Below are 26241 nucleotides of genomic sequence, written 5' to 3'. Positions count from 1 at the left end.
ACAATGGTAGATGAGCAAATACGATACTCTGATGCTGACCTTGCAGAGTTTAGGGAATTAATTACCAAAAAAATTGAGAAAGCTAAAGCCGACTTAGATTTGATACGTAGTGCCTATATGAACGACCTTAACAATGGTACCGACGATACGTCGCCTACATTTAAGGCTTTCGAGGAAGGCAGCGAGACCATGTCTAAAGAAGCAAACTCGCAGTTGGCCATCCGCCAGGAGAAGTTCATCCGCGACCTTAAAAATGCCCTTATCCGTATTGAGAACAAAACGTATGGCATTTGTAAAGTAACAGGAAAGCTTATCAATAAAGAGCGATTAAAACTTGTTCCCCATGCTACAATGAGCATCGAGGCAAAAAATATGCAGCGATAATATACTAACCGCCCCCTGAGGGCGGTTTTTTATTTTATAAGCATTGTGGATTTGGTAATGTAGTTACCTGCCTGTCGGCAGGTTCGTTGATTTGTTACGCGCCGTCATTGCGAGCGCAATGCAATGGAGCGTGGCAATCTATTGTCATAAAAAGGGATTCTTCATTCGTCAGAATGACAAATCGCATGAAAAAATGCGTTGCGTGTCATTCTGAATACAGCGCAGCGGAATGACAAAATGTATTAACATTACCCCCTCACTACAAATTCTCTCTCTAATAAGCTTTCTGCAGTTTCCCAATCTGTAGCAAGTATCCTTTCGATAATTTTCTCAAGGTCTTTCAGGTTCGATGGTTTTACCACATAAGAGACAGCCCCATATTTAATTGCCCTGCTTACATCGTCTTCAATACCGCTTGTAGAATAAACGATAACAGGCACCGAAGCCATCGCAGAAATCCCCTTAATGATTCTCAGGGCTTCAAGTCCATTCATAAAAGGCATATTAATATCCAGAAATATAAAATCAGGGATTTCAGTCGTAGCATGGAGCGCGTCAACAAGCTCTTGTCCGTTAGAAAAAACAGTCAGGTTGCAGCCGGGGCGTACACTTTCTAATACATACTGAAAAAAATCAACATCGTCGCGGTCATCGTCCGCAAGGAATACTTTGGTTATGGGAGGTTTCATAAGCTATTCTGTTTAGGTCACACTAAAAGATAGTTTCTAAAAGAATAGCTGTGTCAGAGATAGACTGATAAAAAGTAAGTTTTGGCATCAATTGCTTGTAGTAAATGTACGAAATATTGTGACACAAGCTCAGCTCAACGCTAAATTGATGGCTCTTAGCAATATGCAGCAATCTATTTGTCAGAAAAAAGATTAAAAAATTCAATTTAATTTGTAAGATTAATTCTTTTATGTATCATTGCATCACTAACCACCAATTTAAACAATGAAAAAATTATTACTCTTAGTACTGCTGTGCCCTTTTATGGCGATGGCCAAATTTCATCCGGGAACAATTACTTTTAATGATGGAACAACAAAAACAGGCCTAACCGATTTTGGGAGCTATGACTCTGGAAAAGTAAAGTTTAAATCTGACAAAAAAGCTAAGCAGGTTACATTCTCAATTGACGAAGTACAAGAACTGAAAATTGAATTTGAAGAAAATGTTGTGTCAACATATATTCCTATAAGGCTTGCTAAGCAAAAATTTTTGAAGAAAGGTTTTAATATGGATGAAGAAAAATCCTGGGCAAGAATTGAACGCGAGGGAGAAGTTAATCTTTATACCATATTTGCCGTAGGAGGTGGAATGAGGGGTTATGTTTATTTTATAAATAAAGAAGGTGACGATCATTGCAAGGAACTGGGAGCCATTTATGAGCAAGGTATAAATGTTTTCAACGCTTTGAAGACAGTAGCTGTCTATATATTTGAGGATTGCCCGGGCTATAAGGACGCTTTACAAAAAGAAGATTTCAAACAAAGAGGAATGTTCATTTTCGCAGAAAAATATGAAGAACTTTGTGGCAAGGATAAAAAAATTTAAACAAAACGGCTCCTAGGAGCCGTTTGTTATTTTATGTATATTGCTTTATATTAAAGCATTACCATGAGACATAAACAAAGCAGCATAAACCTGATTTTTAGCATCGTTACACTACTATTAACTGCTGCAAGCTGTAAAACTATAAATACTGTAAGACCCGATAGAGTTGAAATCGAATTTAATGATATAACGCTACAGTTAAATGACTCTTTAGTAAATGATTTTATGAACGATTTTAATCAGGGGAAGAAAAAAGAAGTCCCTGCAAACATGAAGATAGTACACACATTCGATTTAAGGATTTATTATAAGAACAGGACTGATCATTACATGTCAGACGGAGTATATTTTATCAATGACAGTACTTTGGTAAGATCCAAAACAGACCTCTTTTTAAAATACTGGGATCTGGACGAAGAAAGAATCAGAGCAACGGGCAAACTGATTGAAGTCAGCAATTGATTACTCTTTGCCCATAATTTTCTCCCAAAACACGCATCATATACCCTCCATATCAATAATTCGACTATTTTTGCGGGTAAAATTTCAAATAATGTCCTTAAAGAAAGCCTATCTTATTGTAATTCTGGTTCTGATCATAGACCAACTTTCAAAAATATACATCAAGACCAACTTCATGCTTAATGAGGAAGTCCTTGTTTTTGACTGGTTCAGGATACGTTTTATAGAAAATGAAGGCATGGCTTGGGGTGCCAAAATTCCCGGTACTTACGGAAAGATATTCCTGACGCTGTTCAGGATCGTGGCCGTAGGCGGTATAGGCTGGTGGCTTGCTGATTCGGTTAAAAAAAGGCAGTCGCCTTACCTTATCGTATCGATAGCACTTATACTTGCAGGAGCATTTGGAAACATCATCGATTCTGTATTTTATGGAGTGATCTTTGACCATAGCGTAGGACAGACAGCAACTTTGTTCTCTGACCATCCTTATGGCACTGTACTGCACGGAAAAGTGGTAGACATGCTGTATTTCCCATTATTTGACGGCACCTTCCCCGACTGGTTCCCTATCTGGGGCGGAGAATATTTCAGCTTCTTCAATGCCATCTTTAACATTGCCGATGCCGCTATCTCGGTAGGCGTGGGTATACTTATAGTCTTTAACAAAAAAGCATTTGCTAAGTAGAGTTTACAGTGTTCAGTCTCAGTAAGCAGTAGAGGTACGCGGACTTGACTGTAGGTCGGTATACAGATATCAGGCAGATTTTCAGAAATTTATTATCAGTGTAAGCTATCCGAGTGAAGCTACGGCCTTAAACTCTGTGGCGTTAAGCAAATCGGGACTTGAGGCGTTAAAAAAGATTTTCTGTCTGAGCGAAGCGAGTTTAAATCTTTTAGCCGAAAGATGCGATTTGTAGCCTAAGGAGTTCAGCCGTGCCTTTTTGTTTCTTTTGTGGCAAGACAAAAGAAAAACTAAAACTTATACACTCTATCAGGCGTAACACAATATTTTAGTGGGACATCGGTATCAAAAGCTTCAATAAGCTCGTTTTCTGCTTCAAAAAAGGATAAACCTATCGTTATCACATCTTCTTTGCATTCGTTCAGGAAACGGTCGTAAAAACCCTTTCCGTAGCCTACACGCTGGCCGTTCTCGTCGAACGCCAATAACGGCACGAATACCACATCTATTTTTTGCGAAGGCACCTCGATACCATCAACCGGTTCAGGGATGCCAAACTTATTCTTTACCAGCTTTGTATTATCCGTAAGCAGGAAATGGATCATTTTGTGCGTCTCAAAATCAGACCTTGAAACTATGATTTCTTTGTCTTTGCCGGCAAGCAGATGCAGGATAAAATCGGTATGCACCTCGCGTTGCTCTTCCATTGTCAGGAACAGGTGAAAATAGTTCTTATCCCAAATATCAAGAGACAGCAGCTGGTTAGCTATAGCAAGGCTTTTGTCTTCGATCTCTTCGGTCGACAATGCCTGGCGCAGGTTTTTATAATGAAGGCGTAGTGCTTGTTTATCCATAAGAGCAAATATAGAGAGTTTACAGCTAACGGTTGGCTCTTCGCTTAAAACACACCCCTAACCCCTCTCAAGAGGGGAACAAGCTTCACTCAAGTCAAAATGATGTATACCATACCTGAGTAAGATATCTGAGTGAAGCTTCAAACAAACAAATAACCAAATCCCCGAATAAACACTGCTACTCCCAATGTTAAGTTTTCACCATTTATGAAATCCTTAACATTGAAACCGTCTTTTTTAAGTTTTCCTGTGTTAATTTTGTGTTACATTAATGTAAATTATAACCCCAAGATTATGAACAGGACAGATTTAAGATTGGTTCAGTATGCAGTAACCAGAAAAGTAAAAAGCAAAAAGAGCAAGAAATCGACTTCAAAGAAAGTAAAATCAATAGGTTACTTCCATATTTGGGGCGCCAATGCCGATAAAAAAGGTAGCGAGAAATTCTATGCCCTTGTAGAGGATGCTAATACAGGAGCCCTTGTAGAGGTAGCACACAAAGACGTTCGTTTCCTTACAGAAGACGAGATAGAGATGATCTACAACCAGGCTGAAGAAGCAATCATTACCGAAGAGGAAATAACAGAAGGCCCTGCTGAAGAAGCTAAAGCTGAATAACGACTGCTTTTGTCCTGAAAAAATATAAAACACACGAAAACAAGAAACCGCCTCAAAAAGGCGGTTTTTTGTTTTTAATAGGTCCGATGTCGGAAGTCCGATGCAGCCATACCATGCTTTTTTACTGCCTGCCTACTTAAGGAGGTTGTCGTTTTAGATAAAATCTTATATTAGTGCAACCAAAACCAACCACATGAAAAACATTTTCGGGGCACTGCTATTGCTCTGTACTACTATTGCGGCAGCCCAAACCGACAAACATGGCAATCCGGTATTCAACTCGGTAACCATAAGCAATGAAACCCTGAAGAATGGCCTGGAGATAAGCGCCAATTATTACACCCTTAAAAACAACATCGAGACTAATGGCTCGTCGGCATTCGTAGCCGAAAACCCTACCAAAGAGCAGGTGATCAATGCAGCCCAAAAATACCCTTCCGACTTTTTTATACTTACAAAGAACGGCACGGCAACTTCGCTAATGATGTTCTCTACCGACCCATCCAAACAAATCATCCTGATTGATCCCGATACGGGCGATATAAAAGAATTCCCCATAGAAATTAAAGGTGATATTACCGAAAACAGGGCCAACGAGATCATCAAAGAAAAATATGATCCTTCGGCTACGCTGAAAAACGGAAAACTTACTTTTGACGGTAAGACCTATACCGTGATAAGCTCCAAAGACATTAAAAAGGACATCAACAAAATCATTGAAATTGAAAAGCTATCTGAGAAAAAGACGGCAGAAAACGGTGTGAAACTGCTTTCTTCTGCCGAGATAAAAGAAATTATGCTTACAGAAACCGCACCTGGGGGAGAATTTGATTTTTTCACCGCCATAAAAGGCAAAGAGATGAACGGTGTCCAGATCAAACCAGGGGTTTTTGATACCGAAATAGGCGTTGCCCTGTACCGCTGGGGCCATGCCGCATTTGAGCTTGGCGTAAACACCCCTGCCGATGCGCTTTCCATCTTTGCAGAATTCAGGGGACGACCTGTAAACAAACGCGAAGAAGAATATATAAAAATGGGCTTTAATAAGGAGCTAGAGAAATAACCAAAAAAACCGCCCTATGAGGCGGTTTTTTTGAAAGTCGGAAGTCCGATGCCATGGTATCGATAAGCCGCATAACTTCGGACATCGGACATTCGACATATTTACTCCACCTTCTCATATTCCAGCGTGCCGAGCATGGCAAGCGAGATTACTCTTTTTTTAGCATCAAAATAATCGATCTTGAAGGTTTCGCTTACAATAACACCTACCGTTATGGTAAGTTTTTTATTGTCTTTGCTTAACTCCCAGTTGCCTTCGTGGGTCTTGTCTCCATTAATACTCGTAAAATGTCCATTGGCAGCAAATACCTGATACACTTCAGTAGTTTTGAATTTTTTCTGAATATCCTGTTCCTTACCGCTTTTGGTCCACTTCACCAGTTTCCATTTTCCAACAAGTTGTTCGGCAGTCTGGGCGTTTACCGAGGTCATAACAAACAAAAGGGCAAATAATGCAAATACTTTTTTCATGATGATTGATTTATAGATGTTTAACCAAATATAAAAAACTATCCGTTTATGGAAAAGGCGTTAACGAAAAATTAAGGAGTGTTTAACTACAAATCTACTCAAAATGCTGCTGATTAAGCAGGATTGTGAAACACACCCCTAGCCCCTCTCAAGAGGGGAACTCCAGTCATGCCGACCACTGTTGATCCGGTTTGAGTGAAGCTGTTCCCCTCTTGAGAGGGGCTAGGGGTGTGTAAATCTTTTCCAAAGTGATACACTTTTCTACAAATCTTTACGACCTTTGTGTTTCAAATAAGCACCCTCATGAAAATAGAAATATGGAGCGATATCATGTGCCCCTTCTGCTACATCGGCAAGAGGCGCTTTGATGCTGCCTTAGCGCAGTTTGCCCACAAAGACGAGGTAACGGTAGAATGGAAGAGCTTTATGCTCTCTCCCGAACTGCAAACCGACCCAACAAAGAACATCAACCAGTTCCTTGCCGAGCACAAAGGAATATCGGTTGAAGAGGCCGCCGGAATGAACGCACAGGTAGCCAATATGGCCGCCCAGGCAGGCCTTACCTATCATTTTGACACCGCTGTAGTTGCCAATAGCTTCAACGCGCACCGCTTTCTGCATTTTGCCAAGCAGTATGGCAAGCAGACCGAAGCCGAAGAGATGCTGTTTGCCGCCTACTTTACCGAAGGGAAAAACATAGACGACGCACAGACGCTTATTGGCATCTCTGCCGCACTGGGACTTGACGTAGCCAAATTTACCAATGTTATGGGCAGCGGGGCATACGCCAAAGATGTCCTGGCTGATATTGATGAGGCGCAGGAGCTGGGCATTCGTGGAGTTCCGTTTTTTGTGGTGAACAGAAAATATGCCATCAGCGGAGCACAGGAAACAGCCGTGTTTCTTGATACGCTTGAAAAGGCCTTTGCGGAACGCTAGTAATCAGTATTCAGTCGCAGTTAAGAGTTTGTCGACGTTCCTGTCATTCTGAACGCGACGCAGTGGAGTGAAGAATCTCATTAAATTCCAACAGAGATCCTTCGTGCCTCAGAAACCTAACGGAGTGGTTCGGCAAAGCCAATGACAAAACAATCCCATAAAAAAAACCGCCTCTTATTCAGGGGCGGTTTTTTCACATTTTAAGGTTTTGGCAAAAGCCAATTTACTGGCTGCAGTTGCCTGATGTTATATCCTGTCCCGTAGGATTATAAGTATTGTCATCTGCATTAAAGGAAATAAGTGAATCATTATTAATAAGAAGACTTTTCAGAGCACAATAATCTGACAATGCGGTATTTCCATAAAAGTTCATAATCCCCTTAAATTCTTTAAGAGACTCTAATCCATCTAGAGACTGTAAATTACTATTTCTGCCAATATCCAGATAATTAAAATCATTGCTTGTCTCAAATCGCTCTATGCCTTGCAGACCCTGCAATGACATCAAATTTTCATTATTGTAAATAGATAGATTATTCCCAATAGTCTTAACATATTGCAACCCGTTTAGAGAAGCTAATGTATGGTTACCGCTAATACTCAAACGGTCAAGATAAATAAGATGCGTAAAATTGGCTAGCGAAGCAATATTGTAATTTTCCCTGACTTCCAGACTCTCCATTTCCTTTATACCGCTTAAAGGTTCTAAAGACAGTAGGAACGTATTGAAATAGACAATTATGTTTTTAGCAGAAGACACCTTATTCAGTCCTTCAAGAGACTCCAGGTTTAAATTGGTTTCTATGGTTATATCACCAACTGACTCAAGATTATCCAAGCCTTCAAAGTTTGTAATATTAGCATATACCACCCTTAAAGAGCCAACCTTTTTTAATGCTTCAAGGCCTTCAAAACTCCTTAATTCCGGGTTATAAGAGATATCTAATGTTCCTTTCACCTCTATTAAATTATTTAATCCTTTAAGGCTGGTAAGTTTTTGATTAAAACCGATACCCAGATGACCCGAAATTCCCTTTATGCTTTCAAGGCCTTCAAGACTTTCAATATCTGAACCGTATGCCTCTCTAATATCTAAATCCCCATCTATAGCGCAGTATCCATATGCTGCAAATTCATCTATCTCTTCCTGCGATCTTAACGATACACTGCCAATAAATATATTATCGCATTGAAATAGCGCATCGTTAGATTTATCATCACTACTGCAGGCAAACAGCGTCATCGCCATAAAGGCAAAAAGTAATTTTTTCATTGGTTGGGTTTATTGGTTGTTGTTTGGTTTACGGCTGGCTGCATTGGGTGCCCTCTATCTGCCATATCGAAGGGTTGTAGGCATTATCATAAATAGAATAATCCTCTAAGTAGTTTGCATGCAAGAGCATATTTTTTATCGCACAAAAATCCGTCAGGTTATCGTTACCTATTACAAAAAACAGATACCCTCCATAAGAAGCGACATTTTCGAGTCCGTGCAAAGACGTTAAATTATCATTATCATTTATGCTAAAGTTGCTTTCATCCGGTTGTCCAATATAGGGTAGTGCCGTGATTGAAGTTATACCACTTAAATGCTCTATGCTTGTTAGTAAAGGATTAGAAGTGATGGCAAGGCTTCCAACCTTTGTAATGTTTTCAAGCCCTTTAAGTGAAACCAGATTTGGATTACTTTTTACATATACTACTTCTGCTTCTGTCAGGCCTTCTAATCCTTCGAGGCTGGTTGCACTCGTTTGGGATATAAATAGCCATTTTATTTTTTGACAGGTATCTCCCACAGCAAGGCTGGAAAGACTTTTATTCCAATCCAGATTCAATGTTAATAAACTATTTCCAAGCATTAACCCCTGTAAACCTGTCAATAAAACATTAGAATTTATATACACAGAACCTCCATCAACAATAGAAGGACTCCCTTGCACACTTGTTAGCAAAGAATTGTATAGAACATCTATCCTTTGTAAATTTTTAATATTTTGTAATCCGTTAAGCGATGTCAGGCTGGTATTGAGAACCAGAATCTTCTCACTAACACTCACAAGGCCCGACAGAGCTGAAATATCTGTAATATTTGCCGGTGGTTGTCCGTCAACTGACACCCCAATAGAAAGTACGCCATCAATCTTACAATAGCCATTACTGGCAAAGGCGTCTACCTCAGCCTGAGTTTTCAGCCATACATTTCCTGTATACACATTAGTACACTCTACGGGATTCGGATTTTCAGGATTTCCATTATCAGGATTAACAGGCGCGCTATCATCACTGCTGCAAGCAAACAGCGTCATTGCCATAAAGGCAAAAAGTAATTTTTTCATTGGTTTGGTTTGTTATTATTTGGCATGCAAATATATACTTTATGGCCAAAAGCCAAAAGTCATAAAATCGAAAGATTCGTACGTTTTTTGACTTTATGATTTAATAAAAAAAAAGACGCAGCAATGCTGCGTCTCTACTATCAATAGAAATTGATTTGTGGATTTGTTCTATGACGCTTGTCATTATGAGCGGGCCTGCCTGCCGGTAGGCAGAGTGAAATGCAGTCGAAGAATCTCACAATATTTACTGAAATAATAATGAGATTGCCACGTAGTACCTCCTCGCAATGACAGAACGGTGTGCGAAAAGGAGTCAGCCACCCGAGTGAAGCTACGGCCTTAAACTCCGTGGCGTTAAGCAAATCGAAGCTTGAGGCGTTAAAAAAGATTTTCTGTCTGAGCGAAGCGAGTTTAAATCTTTTAGCCGAAAGATTCAATTTGTAGCCTAAGGAGTTCAGCCGTGCCTTTTTGCTTCTTTTGTGGCAAGACAAAAGAAGAGGTGATCCAACCAACGAAAAAGACGCAGCAATGCTGTGCCTCTACACTATCATGGGTGACATCGGACTAAATCTAAAATCTCAATACTAAAATCTATAATCTCATCCCTAATAAAAACTCTTCTTGCTCACGGTCCTGTTCACGTCTATAACGTAGAACAGCGCCTGAATATCATTCATGTGCAGGGTGAAGTCGGTAAACTCCGGGCTGTCGTTCAGGGAGTGGCAGGTAATGGTACCGTCTTCCACATTATGGTCAATGATCTCTTTTAATAAAGGCATTTTGCTTTGGGTGGTATAGATAACCCAGTACGGAAAGTCGCGGTAGCGCAGCTTGCCGTTCCAGTGGTGGCGCTGCAGCTCTCGGGTAGAGACAATGCTGTTTCGGGTAATGGCGCTGCTCGAGGCGTCGTCCATGCTGTCGCCATTCACGCGGAAAGCCACATAACGCCCCTGTACCGGCTTGTCAACCAATATACCGTGTTGACTTAAGTCCATTAAAAAATCAGCATCCTGGTAAGCACTGAGAAAGCCTGCCTGAATATTGAACTCCGCCAAAGGCATCAGCATATAATACTGTCCGTTGGGCAGCTCAATAAACTTGTTGCCATTCTTATTCTCAAAATCGTCGGTCATCTTCACCAACTCTTCCTGCTTCACGGTTTTGAAGTTGGCCACATCCTGATTAAGGACTTTGTCTAATATTTCACTTTTCGATTTTGGGATGGGCTTACCCTTTTCATAGTTGATGATGGTCTCACGGCTTGCACCAATAAGGTCGGCCAGTTCTTTTTGCGTCAGCCCAAGTTCCTCACGTTTTTTTTTAATCTCTAATCCATCCATACTCAAAGCTTTAGGGGTAATGTTGATAAAATCGTACACCAAAAGTGTAAAATTTAACTTCAATATGTTTTACAAAGTTGAATATTACACTTAACTTTGCATTGTATTCAACAAAGGTATACTAAAAATGCGAAACTTAGACATTATAATAAAAGAAATTGTGGAACTAAGTGAAATAAAATCAGCATACAACCACTACCTGAGTTCATACAGAAGTTTAACAGAAGTGGAAAACACCACTCAGCTGCAGCACAATATCCGAATAATTGCACAATCGATAAACATGCTCTATACCGACTTACAAAGGCAAAAGGCATTAGAAATGAGACAGGTAATACCAGAAAAAAGGCAAAAAGCAGAAGTGAAACCAAAAAACGTTACTTATAGCAATGAAGAAAAAAATGCAATAATCCACTTTAACCGCGACAGGAGGTTTACAATTACAGAGTAGTTTAAGTAAGCAGTATTCAGTGGCAGTCAGCAGTTTACACACCCCCAACCCCTCTCGAGAGGGGAGCAAGCTTCACTCAAATTAAAAGCAACAGTGGCTGCATAAGAGTAAGAGTTCCCCCTCTTGAGAGGGGCTAGGGGTGTGTTACAAATCAAGATTTCACATCCGACTTCGGACATCGGACTAAAAATGAACCAAAAAAAACTAAAACGACGCATCCGCAAATGCGAACAACAAATTGACAACCTGAAAACACTGCCCTACTACACCGTCTTTAAACTGTACGGCCAACAGCAAAAAGACATCGCTAAAGTAGAGAGGAAGCTGCACAGTTTACAGTCGCAGTTGGCAGCCTGCCTGCCGCTACGCACGTCGCGATTAGCAACGTTCTGTCATTCTGAGCGGAACGCAGTGTAGTGAAGAATCTCTTTTGGAATTCGAAGAGATCCTTCCTTCGTCAGGATGACAGACCCCATAAAGACTTCGAACATCGGACAGAACAAAAACAAAACACCAATCTTTCAATTAAAAAATAAAAACAAAATGACAATCAAAGGAACCATCGAACACATTGAGTACCGCACAACAGCAGGTTACGAGAAAAAAGTAGTAACCCTTATGCCCGATCACAGGCAGCGTGCCTATGTAGAATTCCGCGGCAGGCGAATGGACGACCTGCACGGCTATAAAGAAAATGACGAGATACAGGTAAATGTACTACTGGAAGGCAAAACATCTAAAAACAGTGGCATACAGTACAACAACCTTGTAGTGACAGAAGTCGTGCAGTAGGCCAGTAGACACAAGTTCTGTCATTTCGACCGGAATGCAATGGAGTGGAGAAATCTCAGAACAATTAGTGGAATACAATGAGATTCCTCAATTCTGCTACGCTGCATTCGGAATGACAAACGACACTCATAAAGACTTCAGACCTCCGACACCGGACTCAAAAATCAACATCATGGAAAACGACAAATCAAAACAACAGGAATATACCAAGAAGATCTTAGACCAATTACAGCAGCTGTTTAACGACGACAACGAAAACCGCATAGACATAACCGAACTCGAAGACAACGCTAATGCCTCCGACTTCTTCCATGCGCTGGCCAACCTAGCGCCTACCGTAGTCTACACCAAACTGACACAAAAGGAAATAGGAACACTCGACTTTAACCACATCGCCAACAGGCTGTGTTTTCAGAATTGTTTTGTAAAAGACAGTTCTCAATCGCAGTTGGCAGCAACAACCGAGTAAGCCGGCTGAGTAGGTTTCCCCTCCTCCGGAGGGGTGGCTGAAAGCCGGGGTGGTTAAATAAATCTGGTCTTTCCTTAATTTTAAGAAAAACCACCCCACCCTACGGGCACCCCTCCAGAGGAAGGGAAACCACTCTTACACTAAAAACGCCGTAAAGTGAGGTCAGGGGTGAGGACAAATCAACGCATCAACAAATAACCAAATCAACTTTTAAAACCATGTACAAAATAAAAGGCATCATCACCGCCATAGGTGACATAAAAACGACCAAACTGGGCACTGCGGTTCAGCAGCTGCACTTTGAACAGGAGACCGGCAGGATGTTCTACCCTTCTGCCCTGGGCATCAAAATAGAACTGTTGCAGGACATGCTGCCAGGCGACGTAGCCGAACTGGAATTCCACATCTCGGGCTCAAAAGGAACCTATAATAATGTAATAATTGACAGTTTAGTGAGAGTGTAATGAAAGAAACTTACGAAAGAAAGATGCCTCGCCTTCAGGCAACTCCTAAAGAAAGGGAAGAAGAACAGATAAAACTTGCTATCTATCTGCTTAAGCACAATGGTTATAAGATTTACAAAGTCACGGAAGTGTAATGAAAGACCCGGCTTTTTTGTTTTACGGCAAAGATTTTTACGAGGGTACACGTACAATGCTTCCTGAAGAAAGAGCCTGCCTTATCGATTTGCTCGTGTACCAACATCAGCATGGAGGCCTTATCCCAAACAACATAAAAAGGCTGCAAATGTATTGTTCAGGAATAGATGAAGCTACCCTTAAGGCTACCCTTGAAGCTAAGTTTGTGCTTAGTGATAAGGGTTGGCATAATGGAAAAATGCAGGTACTTACTGAAGAAAGGAATGCTTTTAAAGAAACACAGTCAATAAATGGCAAAGTTGGACAGTTTTATAAGAAAGCCTATAAGGTTTTAAGCAAGATTGAGCAGAAAAAACTCAAGGCTAGAATTGACAAACTATCCTTAAACAACGAGGCTTTATATAACAATTGGATAACTAAGCATCAAGACCCTAAAGCCATGCTTCAAGCTATGCTTGAACATATAGTAATTGAAGATGGAGATGTAATTGTAAATGAAGATATAAATGATAATACAGTTGATAATGGAAAAGAGGGTATGGGAGAAAAACCAAATCTGGTTTATCCTTTCGATACTGAAACATTCAGGGAGCAATGGACGATATGGAAAGGCTACAGAGCCAATGAGGACGGTTTTAAGTACAAAACGCTAACCAGCGAGCAAGCCGCCCTCTCCAAACTCGGCACCCTCTCGAAATATGACGAAGCCGCCGCCATAGCAATAATGCACGAAAGTATGGCCAACGGCTGGAAAGGTTTCTTTGAAGAGAAACAAAATGGAAGCACAAAACAACCTTCCGGAAAAGGCGAAAGCAACTATAGCGACGCTTTCAAACGAAAGATTGTTGGTCGTGTACAGTCCGGTTAACTGTATGCGCCACGCCGGGAAGCTCGCCACCATAGAAGATGCCATGAACAGCCCCGCGCCTACCCTTGGCACCCTGCACCGCGAGAAGAGCCGCGACTTTACGATTGGATTGGTTATGGGTTGGCTGGTATACCTCAACGATCTGCTTGCCTTGCGAAAGTCTATGACCGAAGACCAGATCGAGATGTGCGCCATTGAGATCACCGAAACGTTCTACTCCCTCAAGATGAGCGACCTCGCCTACCTGTTCCGAAGGATAATTTCAGGGCAGTATGGCGAGTTTTATGAGAGCCTTACCATCTCCAAGGTGCTTACGTTCTTCAGGGAATATTTTGATGAACGCTGCAAACATGCCGCCCAGCAGTCGATGCGCGAACACGCCGATTTCTCAAGCCAGGACACCTTCAATTATTCGCAGAATTTAAGGAGGGTCTGGAATAGGGAAAGCGAGAAGAGTTGACAGTGATCAGTTTTTAGTTTTCAGTCGCAGTCACAGTTTGCAACAACGTCCTGTCATTTCGACCGAAGTGAAACGGAGTGGAGAAATCTCAGAACGATTATTGGAATATGAAGAGATTCTTCGACTACGCTGCGCTGCGCTCAGAATGACAAAACGGTGCAGACAGCATGAGTAAGCCAATTGAGTAAAGCTAACGGCCTTAAACTCCGTGCCTTTTTGGTGCTGCCTGTGGCAAGACAAAAGAAAAAGTTCTTTGACATATTGTAAAAATCAACTATTCCCGCATGGGAAAATTAAAACCTCTACGGTTCCTCAATATCCGCTTTTGCGGTACATTCATCGAATTTAATACTACTGTAATCTAATTCTGTAGGCTGATCACTTAAAAATAAATAGCTTTACATCTAATTATCAGAATACCAAACCAATATTTCGACTCAAACCTAAATCCAACCAGTATGGCATTACTATCAAGAACCCAGATTCAAAAAGTTGTCTTTAAGAGCCTTACGGCCATAGCCGACCTGCCAAATGATCCCGAAAAAGCAGACTTTACCGCTTTTACCAACGACCAGAAACACATTTTCCTTTCTACCCTGAAAGGACAGATAAACTCACTGCCTTACTATATGAATGATGGCAGCACCAGTTACCTGGCCTATTATAACATTAACCTTGCACCCGATTCTACCGACGACTGGCCTACTGTAGGCGACTGCATTGACTGGATAAAAGAGAACCAAAAAGTTGTTTACCTTTAAAAACCTGCTGCCATGAAACACCTTTTCCTCATCCTTCTTGCCTTTATTACTCCAGCAACATTGTTAGCGCAAACCGATGTTGTAACGCCAACAAAAGTTCAGCTTCTGAAAAGCACACTGGACAAAGGCATACTGTCTATTGACGTTGAGCTTGATATCGCCAAAGACGACAGCTTTGACTATGACCACTGGATCAAACATCCCGAAGACAAACCCAAAGTATCGATACAGTATGGCGACCAGAAATCAGATTGCCCGCTGAAGGTTCAGCCCTATGCATCGGCAAAAAAATCGATCGGGTTTGAAGTAAGCGGCTTTACAGTAGCTACACTGGAGCGGTTTTTAAACCGTGACCACGACAACCAGATCAAACTGCTTATAGAAAACGATGTGAGGGTACATATTTTTCCCGACACCACAGGCTCCCGCTTTGTAGTTATAACAGCCGACGTATTAAACAAAATGATAAACGACCAGCTGACCATTACCGAAGATGACCGCAGCGGATTCCTGACCTCACTCAACAACTTTTATTACTATCAGAATAAGGTCGACTTTGGGGTGCAGCCCTCTCAGGATACGGTAAACACAAGCTATATCCTTTCACTGAAACTGCAAAACGCATACAACAGGAAAAACTTCCTGAAATGCGACGAGTCAGAAAAAAGACGCCCGGTTTACTGGAGTTTGGACACACGACTTAGCACCGACTTTAAAGACTCGCTGAACTACATTAAATTTTATCCCGTGAACTTTTTATGGGAGAATTATACCGGAAAGCTTCCGCACCAGTACAGCGTGAAGCTTGGGCATGAATCGAGTCAGGATTTCGTAAGCAAAAGAGCGACCATAGACGCATCGTTTATCATGATTGCTCCCAACCTGATAAACCTTACCACGGCACAGTCTGACAGGCTGCGACTGAAACCGGTAATCACCGCGGGTATCAAAGGCTATTATGACTACTCGAACGACATGGATGCTTTTGCCTCAGGCCAGCCCCACGTAGACGGTTACTATTATGTCCCCGTGTTTAATAATTATGCCATCATCTTCGAAGGAACTGCCTTTTATGACATGAGCACCGAGCGCAACCCCGACAACAAAGTACAGGGCAATTATTCCATTACGCTGGGCGCAGAAATCCCAAAAACAGGCTTCAAGGCCATGTTTAAGTACGTAGACGGCAAAAGCGACATCAACCTCAAAGAAGGCTCCATTATCTCGATAGGCCTTTTAATGGATTTTTTCCAGGAGAAGAAGTAAGCGCCTTGCGGTTTTAGGGTTTAAAGTTTAGGGTTGTCACGGATGCTGCCAATGGTTCTGTCATTCTGAACGGAATGCAATGAAGTGAAGAATCTCAGTTAATTGAACGCGGATAACTCGGATTTATGCGGATAACCGCGGATTTTCTCCACCGTGATGTCATTGCGAGGAGGAACGACGTGGCAATCTTACAGCTTTATTTGTCATTCTGACGAAGGAAGAATTTCATAAGTTTACTCCAATACTAATATCGCAGAAAATGACGTTAAACTGTTATTAATCAATTTCAAATTCTAAAATGTTATTAGTACATTTGTCATTGATTAAAATAAATTTCCTACATTTCACTAATTTTTAAAATGTGGAGATGCAGGTATTAAAATTAATTAGCATACAAGGATTTGCTGAAGGAGGGAGCTCACGGCCATTATTAATAACTGCAAAAACAGAAGACGGAAAAGCTAAGCAATATGTGATGAAGCTTTTTAAATCAGACTACATAGAGCAAAACTATAGTGTAGCTAAAGAAATCTTCATAAGTGAATTAGCAAAAGAATTTTCACTAATTGCACCTGATTACGCTCTGATAAAAGTTGAAGAGGAGGAATTATTACCTTATTTTTCACCTGATGAAATCAAAGCTTTTGATAAAGGGTATAAGTTTTGCAGTGAGTTTATGGAACAATATACACCTGTAGTTAATTCATTAGTTTCATTACAATTTATTAAGCAATATGATATAGAAAATTTATTTTGTTTTGATAATTTGATTTTTAATCTAGACCGAGGAGGATTTAGAAATAAACCAAATTTATTATTAAATGATGAGGATATAGTATTAATCGACCATGAACAGACTTTGCCTTTTATAAGTAACCTATATATTCGTGAAGACATAAACTTTTTTACATACACTAAAAATTATCAACATCAGCTTCATATAGCTTCTCATCATTTAAAGTCACTCAGACATAAAAGCAATTTATTCACTGAATTTTTTGAATCATTAAGATTTTTGAATATTGAAAAATTTAATGCTTTGTTTGATGAACTTGACGAATTTGGCATTATATATGGAAAAAGAGAAAAAATATTTGCTTATTTAAATTGGGCAAAAACAAATGGAAGCTTTTTAAATACACATTTATTTAGCATTATAAAATGAAAACAAATTTTTATAAATACAGCATATTAAAATACTCTCATTCACCATTTTTGGATGAGAGTATCAATATTGGTTTGCTTATATATTTCAATAACAATTCTAAATTTTCATTTTATTACTCAAAAAATCTTAGCAGAATTAAATGTATATATAATAATGTCCCTGAGAAAGTTGTTAAAGAATATTTAAAACATATTGATAAAAGATTAAAATCTTTTGATATAAGAAATGATATTTTTCAATCAATTGAAATTGACAATTTAAATGATTTTTTAACAAAATACATCTTACCTAAAGACGGGTATTTGCTTCGATTTAGTGAATGCAAAACGAATTCACAATATGATTTTGAAAATGATTTTATCGAAGAAACATTACTAAAAAATCATTTTATAGATGATCTTAAACTAAATTCAAATCTTCCGAAAGAACCTGAATTAGCAGAAAAATTTTTTAAAAACATTAAAAGTTTAGATTTAAATGAAATTAATAGATCTCAAAAAAGATTCTATAAAGATTTCATCCTAAAGAATGACACTGGCAATGAATTTAAATTTGATTATGCTTGGCAAAATGGAACTCTTAATCTGGTAAAACCTATTAGTTTTGATTTGAAAGAATCAAAAAGCATTGCAGATAAGGCCTATAGAAATCTTGGACAATTCATTGACTTAGAAAATGAAGCGGAGAAAAAAAATTTACGATATGATCTGATTCTCGGCAAGCCTTCTTCTAAATCTCTCTTTAAAGAATATGACCATGCGGTTCATCTTTTAGAAAAAATCAAGCATGCATCATTAATAGAAGAAGATAAAATTCAACAATATTCATTAAAAGCGATTAAAGCTATTACTGAAGATATAGAATGAAAAGCCTCACTAACCTGAGGCTTTTTCTTTCCCTAATATTTCCCATCACCCCATCAAAATGAACGAAGCACTCCCCAAGAAAGCTTTGCATTTAAAAAAACCCACCCGCAAAGGCGTTAAGCCCCAGTACCGCGACGACTATCCCGCACAGGCGCATAAGCTATGCCTGTTGGGTGTGCAGGACCGTGATTTGGCGGCTTTCTTTGGCGTATGCCGCAAGACCATCCTCAACTGGAAAACCACTTACCCCGACTTTGCCGATGCCATTACCCGTGGCAAAAAATCGGCGGATATGGAGGTGGCGGCGAGCTTGTATCAGGCAACGCTGGACAGGGTGATCACAACAAAACAGGCCATAAAATGCAAGGAGATCTATTATGACGATAACGGCAAACGCGTAGAGAAGGAACGCGTGGAGATCGTGGAAGTGGAAAAACACATTCCGGCCGACTTCCGCAGCCAGCAGTTCTGGCTCAAGAACCGCAACCCCAAGCTGTGGAGCGACAAATATTCCGAGGATGACGACGAAGGCCCTAAAGCCGTCACCCTGAACCTGGGCTCCGGCCTCGACCCTTATGAAACTGCTGATTAAGCAGGAACACGCCATCCATTTCCTGAAAGACAACGTAACCGAAGAGGTGCTTTACGGCGGTGCTGCTGGTGGCGGCAAGAGTGCTTTGGGCTGCCTTTGGCTTATGGAAATGTGCCAGAAATACCCCGGTACGCGCTGGCTTATGGGCAGAAGCAAGCTGAAAACCCTAAAGGAAACCACGCTCAACACCTTCTTTGAGTTGGCAACCCTTCTGAAACTGGGCGGACAGTTCAATTATAAGTCGGCGGAGCATATCATTTACTGGAAAAATGGTAGCGAGATCATATTGAAAGACCTGTTCCTCTACCCTTCTGACCCGAATTTTGACAGTCTTGGATCACTGGAAATCACCGGGGCTTTCATCGACGAATGCAGCCAGGTGGCCTATCCCGCATGGCAGATCGTGAAATCGAGGATACGCTATAAACTCAACGAGTACAACCTCATCCCCAAGATGCTGGGCAGCTGCAACCCCGCTAAGAACTGGACGTACAAGGAATTCTATAAAACTACCAGAGAGGGTCGGTTACTACCTTACCGTAAGTTTATCCAATCCTTGCCAACGGACAATCCGCACCTCCACCCGAGTTATCTGCAATCGTTACTACGGCTCGACAAGAACAGCCGTGAGCGTTTGTACTTCGGCAACTGGGAGTACGACGACGATCCCGCCACGCTCATAGACCACGACAGCATCGCCGACTATTTCTCGCCAGCCCACCTTTCGCCGCATGGCGTAAAATACATGACCATAGACGTTGCCCGAAAGGGTAAGGACAAAACGGTATTCCGTATCTGGCATGGGTGGGTATGCATAAAACGGGAGGCTATCGCGAAGAGCGGACTAGATGTGGTCGTAGGCCGTGCGCGGATTTTACAGGCCAAACACGGCATTGCACTCTCCAACATCATTGCCGACGAGGACGGTGTGGGTGGCGGTGTGGTCGACTTCCTGAAATGCAAGGGATTCGTAAACAACGCGTCGCCCCTCGAAATGCGAGAGGGCTCGAACTACGTGAAACCCAACTTCGACAATCTGAAAAGCCAGTGTTCCATAAAAATGGCCGAAATGATTACCAACCGACTCACAGGCGAACTCTGCGATGACGACCTCGTGCGCCAGACCACCACCGAAGAAATGGAACAGGTAAAGCTCAAAGACATTGACAAGGACGGCCGCAAGGGCATCATCGCCAAAGACCGCATCAAGGAACTCATCAGCCGCTCCCCCGACGAATGGGACAGCATCATGATGCGGTATTGGTTTGCACTGAGGAAGGATTATAGTGCGAGGGTGAGGGTGGGGTAGTTTACAGTCGCAGTTTTCAGTATTGGAACGCACGCCCGAGTGAAGCTAACGGCATTAAACTCCGTGGCGTTAAGCAAATCGGAGCTTGAGGCGTTAAGAAGCATCCGCTGTCTGAGCGAAGCGAGTTCGGATGGTTTAGCGGAAAGATTCGATTTGTAGCCTAAGGAGTTCAGCCGTGCCTTTTTGTTTCTTTTGTGGCAAGACAAAAGAAAAGGAATTAGAGATTTCTCCACTCCGCTACGCTACGGTCGAAATGACAGACGACGCAGAACAAATAACCGCATCAACAAATCAACTTTTCATGAAAAACATCACCCTAAAACACTACACCCGCCTGCGGGATACACTACAATACGACCTCATCCTGGAACACCTAAAACCCGTTAATACCTTTGGCGGAAAGCAAATGAACAGCCATACCATGCCTTATGCCAATGTAAAATACTGCATCAGGCTGCTGCCAAAGATATCCGACTGGAATGGCGTGCAGCAACTCTTCGAAATATGCTTTGATGTCGACGAAAAAGCTTTTTGGAAAGCCCCTGTTACCGAGTTCTTCGCGGCACGTAAGTTTGTTGTAGCAGAATTTGGGCGCATTATCGCAACCGAAAACAAGCTACTTGCCACGATGAGTACTGATAGCCACCTCTGGCAGATGGCAGGTGCCGATAAGCTCAAGCCTTACAGCGACACGCTTCCGCTATTGCAGTTGGGAAAGCTATTTGGGCACTACCCTTTCGACCTTGGCCGTAAACCTTATGGCGAAATCTTCAGCCTATTGGCACAAACCAAAGCACAGAATGATGTGGAGGAGGAATATCGTAAAATTAGTAGGCAGTAGCAATGGTCAGTTTTCAGTATTGGGACGTTACTGTCATTTCGACCGCAGCGTAGCGAAGTGGAGAAATCTCATCTAATTATAATAAATCAATAGAGTGCGGATTTTACCCTCCCAAACAATGCCCCGGCCCTTTCTTAAGTTTTGGATAGGTCTTGTCGATGTTGTAAAGCATTAAATGAGAAGTCTCCTTTACCATACGAATGGTATCACCCTCTATGGAGAGAACTTTAAATTTGCGCTTGTTTACCATTAGTACTTTTTCGTCAGGATCGTAACTCCACAGGAATGGTTCCTTGCTTTCAGAGCCATCATCATTTATAAGCGGCATTTCTGAACCGGTTATATGAAAATTCATATAAGAACCATCCTCATAAAACCTTAAATAAACACTAGGCCATTTATCAATTTCATCTGTTAATGCATCGCCTTCATGATCGACCCACTTCCCTTCAATAAGTTTCTTCTCAAAGTCAGATTGCCTGTTGCAGGAAAACAGGACAATGGCGAGCAGTAAAAGCAGGAAGTGTCTTTTCATAGCGATGGGTTGGAAAAAGTAAATCTACAAATTTTTCTGACATACCTACCCAATTGAACGCGGATGACGCGGATTGGGCGGATAACCGCGGATTTTCTCAGTTTCTATCATTGCGAGGAGGAACGACGTGGCACCCGAGGCTGAAAGCCGAACAGACGAAGTAATCTTTTATTCGGCATGAGTGAAGCTGTTCCCCTCTTGAGAGTAAGATGTGCTACAAACATTCGTTTTACTCCACCACAACAACCTCTTTGCCGTTATACACCTGTATCCCGTTATTAGAGGTAAGGAAAATCAATCGGTTATCAGAAGTAAATTCCATTTTTATGACAGCCATTTGTGCGCCAATGGCAAGGTTTTCACGGCTGTAAAACAGTTCAGGAGAAAAGACCTTTTCCAGTTCGGTTATCTTGCTTTCGTGAGAAACAGCAGCACGATAAATGCCATTTTGTGTAGCGAAGTAGAGTTTTTGTTCTTTTGTACTGAAAGCGCCAGGGCCTATGAAAAGATTGCCTTTTTCTTCTTTTTCGTTATAATCACCTGTGTTGAAAATAGAGACCGCCTTGCCGTTTACTATCTTATAAATTTCTCCAAAATTCATAAAATGCTGTAGACCGGATGTTATAAAAACATTCTTTTTGTCGTCTTCAAAAACCGATTGTAAATAAAGTGACCCATAGCTTTCAAAAAGATCCGGTTCAAGCTCTTTTTCTTTTTTGGCATCAAAAACGTTGAGCATCGTTCCGAATTCACCAAAGCTATTTCCCATCCATATCCTGTCATTGCTATCTGTAAAAGCAATGCGCGGAAGCATAAAATTGTACTTAGCCGGTCTTAAATAAGTAAAAAATAAAAACTTTTTAATCGTAGAAACAGTCATCCCGGTAGGGATAATCTTGAATTCATTCCAAAATTTATCCTTTACCGGATCATAAACCGCATAAGGAACAGCCAGAAACATCTTGTTTTGTGAATTAAAAAAGATGTTATGCACCTGTAACTTCTTCTTTAGCTGCAAATAACAGTCTAATGAAAAGTCGTTATTGAGTTTTGCAATTCTGCCATCTTTTGTACCGATGTGAATAACGTTGTTCCTGTCTTTTGCAATAGCAGAATACATAGTATCCTGAGCTTCATGGAGTTTTTTAAGCGAATGGATGTCCCAAACGGAAATTTTGCCCTTATCGGCAATTGCATAAACACGGTCATTGGCAATGACCATATCGTTATACTGAGTTTTAATGGTATCTGCCTGTGAGTATCCGGAAGCAGATAGCAGCATAAGCAACAGTAGAGAAAAATATTTCATAGCGATGGGTTGGGATAAAGTAAATCTACAAATTTTTCTGAAATCCAATTTAGTATGGAACGCGAATGACGCGGATCTCGGCGTATAAACGCAGATTTTCCAAACATCATGAGTAAGCCATACGAGTGAAGCTCCAAATAAACAAATCCACGAATTAAACAAATCAACAACAAAATGAAAGACATAGTACGCATACTCGAGGCGATAGCCCTCGACAACAACCTGATTTATCACTACGGCAAGAAAGCCGCGCTGAACCTCCTTGACGGGTCGGCGGAAGCAGAGACGACGTATCTGCTGCACGAATTTACCAACCGCAAAAGCGAATACAACGACAGCGGTACGCTTATTATCGCTGCCAATTATGAGGGCAAGTTCTTCCTCGTCAAGCAGAGCGATTTTGGAGAAAATTACTTTGCCGAAGCAGGCGATGTAGAAACCTCCAAATATACCCGCCATATCGAACCGCTGCTTTCGGTATTCAAAAGTATTGGCAACAGCCTTGCATGCACCGGCATTGAAGTGAACCAGTGGGACAACATCGACGTTACTGATGCGCTCGATGCCAACATGGACGGCCTATTGTGCACCTATAAACTTCGCATACCGGCCAATTATGAGTAACACAACCCAAATACTGTCTGCCGAATTTGAAGCGCTTAAAAACGAGCTTATCGGCAGGTATGATGAAATCGGCATGCGGGCATCGGGGCAATGGGCAGAGAGCTTGTCGGTTGAGCTGGGTGAAAACAGTGCCGGAATCCTTCAGGAAAGCTATGGTGACCAGCTGGAATTTGGGCGAAAGCCCGGCAAGCAACCCCCCAGTGAAGTGATTGAGCAATGGCTTATCGCCAAAGGCATCGCGGCACGATTGGAAAAAGACATTTCCGTAAGCAGCCTGGCGTTCCTCATTGCCCGCAAGATAGGCCGTGAAGGCTGGAACCGCAGCGAACATGGTGGCACGCAGCTCATCAGCAGTGTGGTTACGCCACAGCGCATCCAGGCCATCATCGACAAAATCGGCGAAAGCCAGCTAAACGAATTCACCACCAAGATTTCTGATTACCTCAACACCCTGTCCGCATGATAAAATTTGTAACCGATATAGACAAGGATAAGCTGCGCATGGCCTACAACAACGACATACTTCGCTTTTACAGCGATGCGCCTACCCCTGCACAGTATGCCGACATTACCCTTAGCGAGGAAGGCTCCATATTACCCGATACCCTTGAGCCCCGGGAATACTTTAGCTTGAGGCTGTACCCCAATCCCCAGGGGCAGTTTTATGTGAATCTCCAACCCTATATAGCCGCAACGCTAAACACTACTAATTTTGAAGATAAGCTGCAGCCCTCTCCCGAAGCCGGAAGCCCCGATTCTTTTACTTACGATTATAGCAGCGGCACAGTACTCCCAGGCAAGCTGGATGTAAAGATCACGCACGTTGGCGGGTCGGTAACCACAAACACTTCGGCACTCACATGGCTGGCCGGTGCACAGCAATATGGCGAATACAGCCGCTATGCCAAAAACACCCCCCTGCTGCTTTCGCCTTCGCGAAAGGACAACGCCTCCGAATGGCCTTTAAAGTACTGGCAGGGCTACCCTTTCGATTTTTCATTTTACCTGCCCTACAGCAGGTTTGCCCTACTCAGGACTATATCCATTAAAAACGAGACCAACGGAATCAGTCAAACCTTTAGCCAGAAGGGAAGCATTAACCGTTTAGTATTTTCTGACGGGCGTACCGATGAGACCCTCGAAACCGTATTGCCATTAGCCGAAGGCATGAACAAACTGAAGTTCGGTTTTACCCAGCCTAAATGGGCTTATGTAGAGAAAGTACCCTACAAATGCGGAGTATACCTGAAATGGCTCAACGCACTGGGCGGATACAGCTACTGGCTGTTTGAAGACACCTATGCCATAGACCGCAGCACTAAATCACTCGGTGAGATGGACAGCGACAATAACAATATCGAGAACGGTTTTGGACGCAGTATTTCGCTCGGCAAGCAGAGTCAGGACACCCTAAAGATCATTGCCGAACTGCTCTCTGAAGACGACCGCCGTATTGTGGAAGGCATCCTCGACAGCCCGAAGATCTACCTGTTTACAGGGCAGCCTTTTGCCCGCAACAGTATGCGGGACTGGATTGAAGTAACCCTCAAAACATCTAATGCCCGCCTTCGAAATCCGAAACAACCGCTCATCAACTTCGCATTTGAGATTGAGCTGCCGGAGAGGTATACGGTGAGGTTGTAGGGTTGCGGGTTGCAAAATAATTTATATCCTAATCACTTACAAAGGGCTATAACATATCATCTTTTCCATTATTTTACTAAATCTGTAAAAAAAAATGTACTTTTGTACTATATTTCAAAATAATACATTTTATGGCATACTCAGTAATTGATATATCAAATAAAATTATTGCGAATACGGAAGCTGAACAAGGAGAATTAATATCTAATTTAAAACTTCAAAAGTTACTCTATTATTTGAATGGTTTTTTTATGGCAGCTTTTGATAAAAAGCTGTTTGGAAACCCTATCGAAGCTTGGCAATATGGCCCAGTTGTCAGAGAAGCATATTTTCATTTTAAAGATTTTGGTTCAGGTGCAATTTCTACTCCAGAAAAGGTTGAGATAATTACAATGTCTAAAGAAGACGAGGCTTTATTTTCGGAAGTAATGGAAGAATATGGTCAATTTTCTGCTATCAAGCTAATGAATATGACACATGAGGAACTACCATGGCAGAAGACATTTAATGAAAATCCACAAGGGGAAATTCCCGATGCTTTGATATTAGAATACTTTAAAACTCAAATCATTGAGTAATGCCCAGCAAAAAAGTAAAAAAGAAAAACGCTGAAAAAAATAAAATTCAAGTTCCGAACCCAAATTCAGCGGAAACAGATTATCCCGTTTTCTGCTTTAAGCATCTCTCTTCAAAGCCTGACAAAGATTACAAATTTTATGCGGATTTTATTGAACGATTGAAAATGTTGTGCAGTGCTTCCTGGAAAACTATTGAAATTGCAGATAGACATGGCATTGGAACAGAAAAAATGCCTATTGAAAAAATAAAGGTAGCGTTGCCTCCATTTATAACTCCAGACGTGAAGCATTTAAGTGTTTTTCGTGCTAATGGAGATAACCGTCCATTTCTTGGCATTAGAAACAGAAATTTGTTTCATGTAATATTTTTAGAAGAAAAATTTGGCGATATATACGACCACTAA

General features: G+C 41.5%; 35 protein-coding genes. 27 read left to right on the top strand and 8 right to left on the bottom strand.

The window, feature by feature from the left end:
* Positions 1 to 3: 3 nt before the first annotated feature.
* Positions 4 to 384, top strand: a complete 381-nt coding sequence (locus tag ACX0HA_RS04735) for a TraR/DksA family transcriptional regulator (protein ID WP_252810358.1) — start codon at positions 4 to 6, stop codon at positions 382 to 384.
* Between the two features lie 248 nt (positions 385 to 632).
* Here ACX0HA_RS04735 and ACX0HA_RS04730 read toward each other — a convergent pair whose 3' ends face one another.
* Positions 633 to 1073, bottom strand: a complete 441-nt coding sequence (locus tag ACX0HA_RS04730) for a response regulator (protein ID WP_458844118.1) — start codon at positions 1071 to 1073, stop codon at positions 633 to 635.
* A gap of 265 nt (positions 1074 to 1338) precedes the next feature.
* Here ACX0HA_RS04730 and ACX0HA_RS04725 point away from each other — a divergent pair, with 265 nt between their 5' ends.
* The 3 genes from ACX0HA_RS04725 (at position 1339) to ACX0HA_RS04715 (ending at position 3088) form a co-directional block, all read left to right on the top strand.
* Complete coding sequence (locus ACX0HA_RS04725; RefSeq protein ID WP_458844117.1) at positions 1339 to 1941, top strand: hypothetical protein; 603 nt, start codon at positions 1339 to 1341, stop codon at positions 1939 to 1941.
* 63 nt (positions 1942 to 2004) lie between these two features.
* A complete protein-coding gene (locus tag ACX0HA_RS04720; RefSeq protein WP_458844116.1) occupies positions 2005 to 2403 on the top strand; it encodes a hypothetical protein in 399 nt (132 codons plus the stop codon).
* Positions 2404 to 2494: 91 nt separating this feature from the next.
* Positions 2495 to 3088, top strand: coding sequence for a lipoprotein signal peptidase (locus ACX0HA_RS04715; RefSeq protein WP_458844115.1), 594 nt, complete (start codon positions 2495 to 2497; stop codon positions 3086 to 3088).
* A 287-nt stretch (positions 3089 to 3375) separates the two neighbouring features.
* On the opposite strand, the gene ACX0HA_RS04710 is transcribed toward ACX0HA_RS04715, so the two are convergent.
* Positions 3376 to 3939 carry a 5-formyltetrahydrofolate cyclo-ligase gene (locus tag ACX0HA_RS04710; RefSeq protein ID WP_458844114.1) on the bottom strand — a complete coding sequence of 188 codons (564 nt, stop codon included), beginning with the start codon at positions 3937 to 3939 and terminating at the stop codon, positions 3376 to 3378.
* 294 nt (positions 3940 to 4233) lie between these two features.
* Here ACX0HA_RS04710 and ACX0HA_RS04705 point away from each other — a divergent pair, with 294 nt between their 5' ends.
* Both ACX0HA_RS04705 and ACX0HA_RS04700 read left to right on the top strand, forming a co-directional pair.
* A complete protein-coding gene (locus tag ACX0HA_RS04705) occupies positions 4234 to 4557 on the top strand; it encodes a hypothetical protein (protein ID WP_458844113.1) in 324 nt (107 codons plus the stop codon).
* Positions 4558 to 4750: 193 nt separating this feature from the next.
* Entirely contained in the window at positions 4751 to 5620 is an 870-nt protein-coding gene (locus ACX0HA_RS04700) for a hypothetical protein (protein WP_458844112.1), read from the top strand.
* Between the two features lie 101 nt (positions 5621 to 5721).
* On the opposite strand, the gene ACX0HA_RS04695 is transcribed toward ACX0HA_RS04700, so the two are convergent.
* On the bottom strand, positions 5722 to 6090 hold the full coding sequence (locus tag ACX0HA_RS04695) for a lipocalin family protein (protein ID WP_458844111.1): 369 nt from the start codon (positions 6088 to 6090) through the stop codon (positions 5722 to 5724).
* 303 nt (positions 6091 to 6393) lie between these two features.
* On the opposite strand from ACX0HA_RS04695, the gene ACX0HA_RS04690 reads away from it, so the two are divergent.
* Positions 6394 to 7029, top strand: coding sequence for a DsbA family oxidoreductase (locus ACX0HA_RS04690; protein WP_458844110.1), 636 nt, complete (start codon positions 6394 to 6396; stop codon positions 7027 to 7029).
* A gap of 223 nt (positions 7030 to 7252) precedes the next feature.
* On the opposite strand, the gene ACX0HA_RS04685 is transcribed toward ACX0HA_RS04690, so the two are convergent.
* The 3 genes from ACX0HA_RS04685 to ACX0HA_RS04675 form a co-directional block, all read right to left on the bottom strand.
* Positions 7253 to 8302: a hypothetical protein gene (locus tag ACX0HA_RS04685; RefSeq protein ID WP_458844109.1), complete on the bottom strand. Its 1050-nt coding sequence runs from the start codon at positions 8300 to 8302 to the stop codon at positions 7253 to 7255.
* 28 nt (positions 8303 to 8330) lie between these two features.
* Positions 8331 to 9365 carry a hypothetical protein gene (locus ACX0HA_RS04680; RefSeq protein ID WP_458844108.1) on the bottom strand — a complete coding sequence of 345 codons (1035 nt, stop codon included), beginning with the start codon at positions 9363 to 9365 and terminating at the stop codon, positions 8331 to 8333.
* Positions 9366 to 9970: 605 nt separating this feature from the next.
* Positions 9971 to 10705, bottom strand: coding sequence for a helix-turn-helix domain-containing protein (locus ACX0HA_RS04675; RefSeq protein ID WP_458844107.1), 735 nt, complete (start codon positions 10703 to 10705; stop codon positions 9971 to 9973).
* A gap of 127 nt (positions 10706 to 10832) precedes the next feature.
* Here ACX0HA_RS04675 and ACX0HA_RS04670 point away from each other — a divergent pair, with 127 nt between their 5' ends.
* From ACX0HA_RS04670 to ACX0HA_RS04600, 15 genes are all read left to right on the top strand, one after another.
* On the top strand, positions 10833 to 11156 hold the full coding sequence (locus ACX0HA_RS04670; protein ID WP_458844106.1) for a hypothetical protein: 324 nt from the start codon (positions 10833 to 10835) through the stop codon (positions 11154 to 11156).
* A 189-nt stretch (positions 11157 to 11345) separates the two neighbouring features.
* Positions 11346 to 11573, top strand: coding sequence for a hypothetical protein (locus tag ACX0HA_RS04665; RefSeq protein ID WP_458844105.1), 228 nt, complete (start codon positions 11346 to 11348; stop codon positions 11571 to 11573).
* A gap of 126 nt (positions 11574 to 11699) precedes the next feature.
* Positions 11700 to 11948 carry a hypothetical protein gene (locus ACX0HA_RS04660; RefSeq protein WP_458844104.1) on the top strand — a complete coding sequence of 83 codons (249 nt, stop codon included), beginning with the start codon at positions 11700 to 11702 and terminating at the stop codon, positions 11946 to 11948.
* 34 nt (positions 11949 to 11982) lie between these two features.
* Complete coding sequence (locus ACX0HA_RS04655; RefSeq protein ID WP_458844103.1) at positions 11983 to 12417, top strand: hypothetical protein; 435 nt, start codon at positions 11983 to 11985, stop codon at positions 12415 to 12417.
* A gap of 218 nt (positions 12418 to 12635) precedes the next feature.
* Complete coding sequence (locus tag ACX0HA_RS04650) at positions 12636 to 12881, top strand: hypothetical protein (protein WP_458844102.1); 246 nt, start codon at positions 12636 to 12638, stop codon at positions 12879 to 12881.
* Entirely contained in the window at positions 12881 to 13015 is a 135-nt protein-coding gene (locus ACX0HA_RS04645; RefSeq protein WP_458844101.1) for a hypothetical protein, read from the top strand. The genes ACX0HA_RS04650 and ACX0HA_RS04645 overlap by 1 nt, the downstream gene beginning before the upstream one ends.
* Entirely contained in the window at positions 13015 to 13884 is an 870-nt protein-coding gene (locus ACX0HA_RS04640; RefSeq protein WP_458844100.1) for a DUF1376 domain-containing protein, read from the top strand. Before ACX0HA_RS04645 ends, ACX0HA_RS04640 begins: the two co-directional genes overlap by 1 nt.
* A gap of 4 nt (positions 13885 to 13888) precedes the next feature.
* On the top strand, positions 13889 to 14344 hold the full coding sequence (locus ACX0HA_RS04635) for a hypothetical protein (protein ID WP_458844099.1): 456 nt from the start codon (positions 13889 to 13891) through the stop codon (positions 14342 to 14344).
* Positions 14345 to 14802: 458 nt separating this feature from the next.
* The gene (locus ACX0HA_RS04630; RefSeq protein WP_458844098.1) at positions 14803 to 15105 is read left to right on the top strand and encodes a hypothetical protein; all 303 of its coding nucleotides are present in this window, start codon (positions 14803 to 14805) and stop codon (positions 15103 to 15105) included.
* A 12-nt stretch (positions 15106 to 15117) separates the two neighbouring features.
* Positions 15118 to 16371 carry a hypothetical protein gene (locus ACX0HA_RS04625; protein ID WP_458844097.1) on the top strand — a complete coding sequence of 418 codons (1254 nt, stop codon included), beginning with the start codon at positions 15118 to 15120 and terminating at the stop codon, positions 16369 to 16371.
* A gap of 367 nt (positions 16372 to 16738) precedes the next feature.
* Positions 16739 to 17536 carry a HipA family kinase gene (locus tag ACX0HA_RS04620; RefSeq protein WP_458844214.1) on the top strand — a complete coding sequence of 266 codons (798 nt, stop codon included), beginning with the start codon at positions 16739 to 16741 and terminating at the stop codon, positions 17534 to 17536.
* The gene (locus ACX0HA_RS04615; RefSeq protein WP_458844096.1) at positions 17533 to 18405 is read left to right on the top strand and encodes a DUF3037 domain-containing protein; all 873 of its coding nucleotides are present in this window, start codon (positions 17533 to 17535) and stop codon (positions 18403 to 18405) included. The genes ACX0HA_RS04620 and ACX0HA_RS04615 overlap by 4 nt, the downstream gene beginning before the upstream one ends.
* 58 nt (positions 18406 to 18463) lie before the next feature.
* Positions 18464 to 18997 (top strand): hypothetical protein, encoded by a 534-nt coding sequence (locus ACX0HA_RS04610; protein ID WP_458844095.1) that lies wholly within the window; start codon positions 18464 to 18466, stop codon positions 18995 to 18997.
* Positions 18981 to 20306, top strand: a complete 1326-nt coding sequence (locus tag ACX0HA_RS04605; protein WP_458844094.1) for a phage terminase large subunit — start codon at positions 18981 to 18983, stop codon at positions 20304 to 20306. The genes ACX0HA_RS04610 and ACX0HA_RS04605 overlap by 17 nt, the downstream gene beginning before the upstream one ends.
* 301 nt (positions 20307 to 20607) lie before the next feature.
* Complete coding sequence (locus ACX0HA_RS04600; protein ID WP_458844093.1) at positions 20608 to 21147, top strand: hypothetical protein; 540 nt, start codon at positions 20608 to 20610, stop codon at positions 21145 to 21147.
* A gap of 103 nt (positions 21148 to 21250) precedes the next feature.
* Here the strand turns inward: ACX0HA_RS04600 and ACX0HA_RS04595 are convergent, their stop codons facing one another.
* Positions 21251 to 21682, bottom strand: a complete 432-nt coding sequence (locus tag ACX0HA_RS04595) for a hypothetical protein (protein WP_458844092.1) — start codon at positions 21680 to 21682, stop codon at positions 21251 to 21253.
* Between the two features lie 229 nt (positions 21683 to 21911).
* A complete protein-coding gene (locus tag ACX0HA_RS04590; protein ID WP_458844091.1) occupies positions 21912 to 22991 on the bottom strand; it encodes a hypothetical protein in 1080 nt (359 codons plus the stop codon).
* A gap of 174 nt (positions 22992 to 23165) precedes the next feature.
* Between ACX0HA_RS04590 and ACX0HA_RS04585 the strand changes: the two genes are divergently transcribed.
* The 5 genes from ACX0HA_RS04585 to ACX0HA_RS04565 all read left to right on the top strand — a co-directional run bounded on the left by ACX0HA_RS04585 (position 23166) and on the right by ACX0HA_RS04565 (position 26241).
* Positions 23166 to 23615 (top strand): hypothetical protein, encoded by a 450-nt coding sequence (locus tag ACX0HA_RS04585; RefSeq protein ID WP_458844090.1) that lies wholly within the window; start codon positions 23166 to 23168, stop codon positions 23613 to 23615.
* Positions 23608 to 24078 carry a hypothetical protein gene (locus ACX0HA_RS04580; protein WP_458844089.1) on the top strand — a complete coding sequence of 157 codons (471 nt, stop codon included), beginning with the start codon at positions 23608 to 23610 and terminating at the stop codon, positions 24076 to 24078. The genes ACX0HA_RS04585 and ACX0HA_RS04580 overlap by 8 nt, the downstream gene beginning before the upstream one ends.
* Positions 24075 to 25259: a hypothetical protein gene (locus ACX0HA_RS04575; protein ID WP_458844088.1), complete on the top strand. Its 1185-nt coding sequence runs from the start codon at positions 24075 to 24077 to the stop codon at positions 25257 to 25259. Before ACX0HA_RS04580 ends, ACX0HA_RS04575 begins: the two co-directional genes overlap by 4 nt.
* Positions 25260 to 25390: 131 nt before the next feature.
* Positions 25391 to 25837, top strand: coding sequence for a Panacea domain-containing protein (locus ACX0HA_RS04570; RefSeq protein WP_458844087.1), 447 nt, complete (start codon positions 25391 to 25393; stop codon positions 25835 to 25837).
* Positions 25837 to 26241 (top strand): hypothetical protein, encoded by a 405-nt coding sequence (locus tag ACX0HA_RS04565; protein ID WP_458844086.1) that lies wholly within the window; start codon positions 25837 to 25839, stop codon positions 26239 to 26241. The genes ACX0HA_RS04570 and ACX0HA_RS04565 overlap by 1 nt, the downstream gene beginning before the upstream one ends.

Source organism: Flavobacterium hauense, assembly GCF_054457175.1.
This window is presented reverse-complemented; position numbering and strand designations above follow the sequence as displayed.

Bases quoted from the DNA above. Each gene is read 5' to 3' on its own strand.
- ACX0HA_RS04685 (WP_458844109.1), bottom strand. From the start codon at position 8,302: ATGAAAAAATTACTTTTTGCCTTTATGGCGATGACGCTGTTTGCCTGC.
- ACX0HA_RS04600 (WP_458844093.1), top strand. From the start codon at position 20,608: ATGAAAAACATCACCCTAAAACACTACACCCGCCTGCGGGATACACTA.
- ACX0HA_RS04670 (WP_458844106.1), top strand. From the start codon at position 10,833: ATGCGAAACTTAGACATTATAATAAAAGAAATTGTGGAACTAAGTGAA.
- ACX0HA_RS04650 (WP_458844102.1), top strand. From the start codon at position 12,636: ATGTACAAAATAAAAGGCATCATCACCGCCATAGGTGACATAAAAACG.
- ACX0HA_RS04565 (WP_458844086.1), top strand. From the start codon at position 25,837: ATGCCCAGCAAAAAAGTAAAAAAGAAAAACGCTGAAAAAAATAAAATT.
- ACX0HA_RS04610 (WP_458844095.1), top strand. From the start codon at position 18,464: ATGAACGAAGCACTCCCCAAGAAAGCTTTGCATTTAAAAAAACCCACC.
- ACX0HA_RS04660 (WP_458844104.1), top strand. From the start codon at position 11,700: ATGACAATCAAAGGAACCATCGAACACATTGAGTACCGCACAACAGCA.
- ACX0HA_RS04625 (WP_458844097.1), top strand. From the start codon at position 15,118: ATGAAACACCTTTTCCTCATCCTTCTTGCCTTTATTACTCCAGCAACA.
- ACX0HA_RS04640 (WP_458844100.1), top strand. From the start codon at position 13,015: ATGAAAGACCCGGCTTTTTTGTTTTACGGCAAAGATTTTTACGAGGGT.
- ACX0HA_RS04645 (WP_458844101.1), top strand. From the start codon at position 12,881: ATGAAAGAAACTTACGAAAGAAAGATGCCTCGCCTTCAGGCAACTCCT.
- ACX0HA_RS04665 (WP_458844105.1), top strand. From the start codon at position 11,346: ATGAACCAAAAAAAACTAAAACGACGCATCCGCAAATGCGAACAACAA.
- ACX0HA_RS04575 (WP_458844088.1), top strand. From the start codon at position 24,075: ATGATAAAATTTGTAACCGATATAGACAAGGATAAGCTGCGCATGGCC.
- ACX0HA_RS04570 (WP_458844087.1), top strand. From the start codon at position 25,391: ATGGCATACTCAGTAATTGATATATCAAATAAAATTATTGCGAATACG.
- ACX0HA_RS04720 (WP_458844116.1), top strand. From the start codon at position 2,005: ATGAGACATAAACAAAGCAGCATAAACCTGATTTTTAGCATCGTTACA.
- ACX0HA_RS04695 (WP_458844111.1), bottom strand. From the start codon at position 6,090: ATGAAAAAAGTATTTGCATTATTTGCCCTTTTGTTTGTTATGACCTCG.
- ACX0HA_RS04635 (WP_458844099.1), top strand. From the start codon at position 13,889: ATGCGCCACGCCGGGAAGCTCGCCACCATAGAAGATGCCATGAACAGC.
- ACX0HA_RS04690 (WP_458844110.1), top strand. From the start codon at position 6,394: ATGAAAATAGAAATATGGAGCGATATCATGTGCCCCTTCTGCTACATC.
- ACX0HA_RS04630 (WP_458844098.1), top strand. From the start codon at position 14,803: ATGGCATTACTATCAAGAACCCAGATTCAAAAAGTTGTCTTTAAGAGC.
- ACX0HA_RS04615 (WP_458844096.1), top strand. From the start codon at position 17,533: ATGAAAACAAATTTTTATAAATACAGCATATTAAAATACTCTCATTCA.
- ACX0HA_RS04715 (WP_458844115.1), top strand. From the start codon at position 2,495: ATGTCCTTAAAGAAAGCCTATCTTATTGTAATTCTGGTTCTGATCATA.
- ACX0HA_RS04605 (WP_458844094.1), top strand. From the start codon at position 18,981: ATGAAACTGCTGATTAAGCAGGAACACGCCATCCATTTCCTGAAAGAC.
- ACX0HA_RS04655 (WP_458844103.1), top strand. From the start codon at position 11,983: ATGCAATGGAGTGGAGAAATCTCAGAACAATTAGTGGAATACAATGAG.
- ACX0HA_RS04675 (WP_458844107.1), bottom strand. From the start codon at position 10,705: ATGGATGGATTAGAGATTAAAAAAAAACGTGAGGAACTTGGGCTGACG.
- ACX0HA_RS04705 (WP_458844113.1), top strand. From the start codon at position 4,234: ATGAACAGGACAGATTTAAGATTGGTTCAGTATGCAGTAACCAGAAAA.
- ACX0HA_RS04620 (WP_458844214.1), top strand. From the start codon at position 16,739: ATGCAGGTATTAAAATTAATTAGCATACAAGGATTTGCTGAAGGAGGG.
- ACX0HA_RS04710 (WP_458844114.1), bottom strand. From the start codon at position 3,939: ATGGATAAACAAGCACTACGCCTTCATTATAAAAACCTGCGCCAGGCA.
- ACX0HA_RS04730 (WP_458844118.1), bottom strand. From the start codon at position 1,073: ATGAAACCTCCCATAACCAAAGTATTCCTTGCGGACGATGACCGCGAC.
- ACX0HA_RS04580 (WP_458844089.1), top strand. From the start codon at position 23,608: ATGAGTAACACAACCCAAATACTGTCTGCCGAATTTGAAGCGCTTAAA.
- ACX0HA_RS04725 (WP_458844117.1), top strand. From the start codon at position 1,339: ATGAAAAAATTATTACTCTTAGTACTGCTGTGCCCTTTTATGGCGATG.
- ACX0HA_RS04700 (WP_458844112.1), top strand. From the start codon at position 4,751: ATGAAAAACATTTTCGGGGCACTGCTATTGCTCTGTACTACTATTGCG.
- ACX0HA_RS04595 (WP_458844092.1), bottom strand. From the start codon at position 21,682: ATGAAAAGACACTTCCTGCTTTTACTGCTCGCCATTGTCCTGTTTTCC.
- ACX0HA_RS04590 (WP_458844091.1), bottom strand. From the start codon at position 22,991: ATGAAATATTTTTCTCTACTGTTGCTTATGCTGCTATCTGCTTCCGGA.
- ACX0HA_RS04735 (WP_252810358.1), top strand. From the start codon at position 4: ATGGTAGATGAGCAAATACGATACTCTGATGCTGACCTTGCAGAGTTT.
- ACX0HA_RS04680 (WP_458844108.1), bottom strand. From the start codon at position 9,365: ATGAAAAAATTACTTTTTGCCTTTATGGCAATGACGCTGTTTGCTTGC.
- ACX0HA_RS04585 (WP_458844090.1), top strand. From the start codon at position 23,166: ATGAAAGACATAGTACGCATACTCGAGGCGATAGCCCTCGACAACAAC.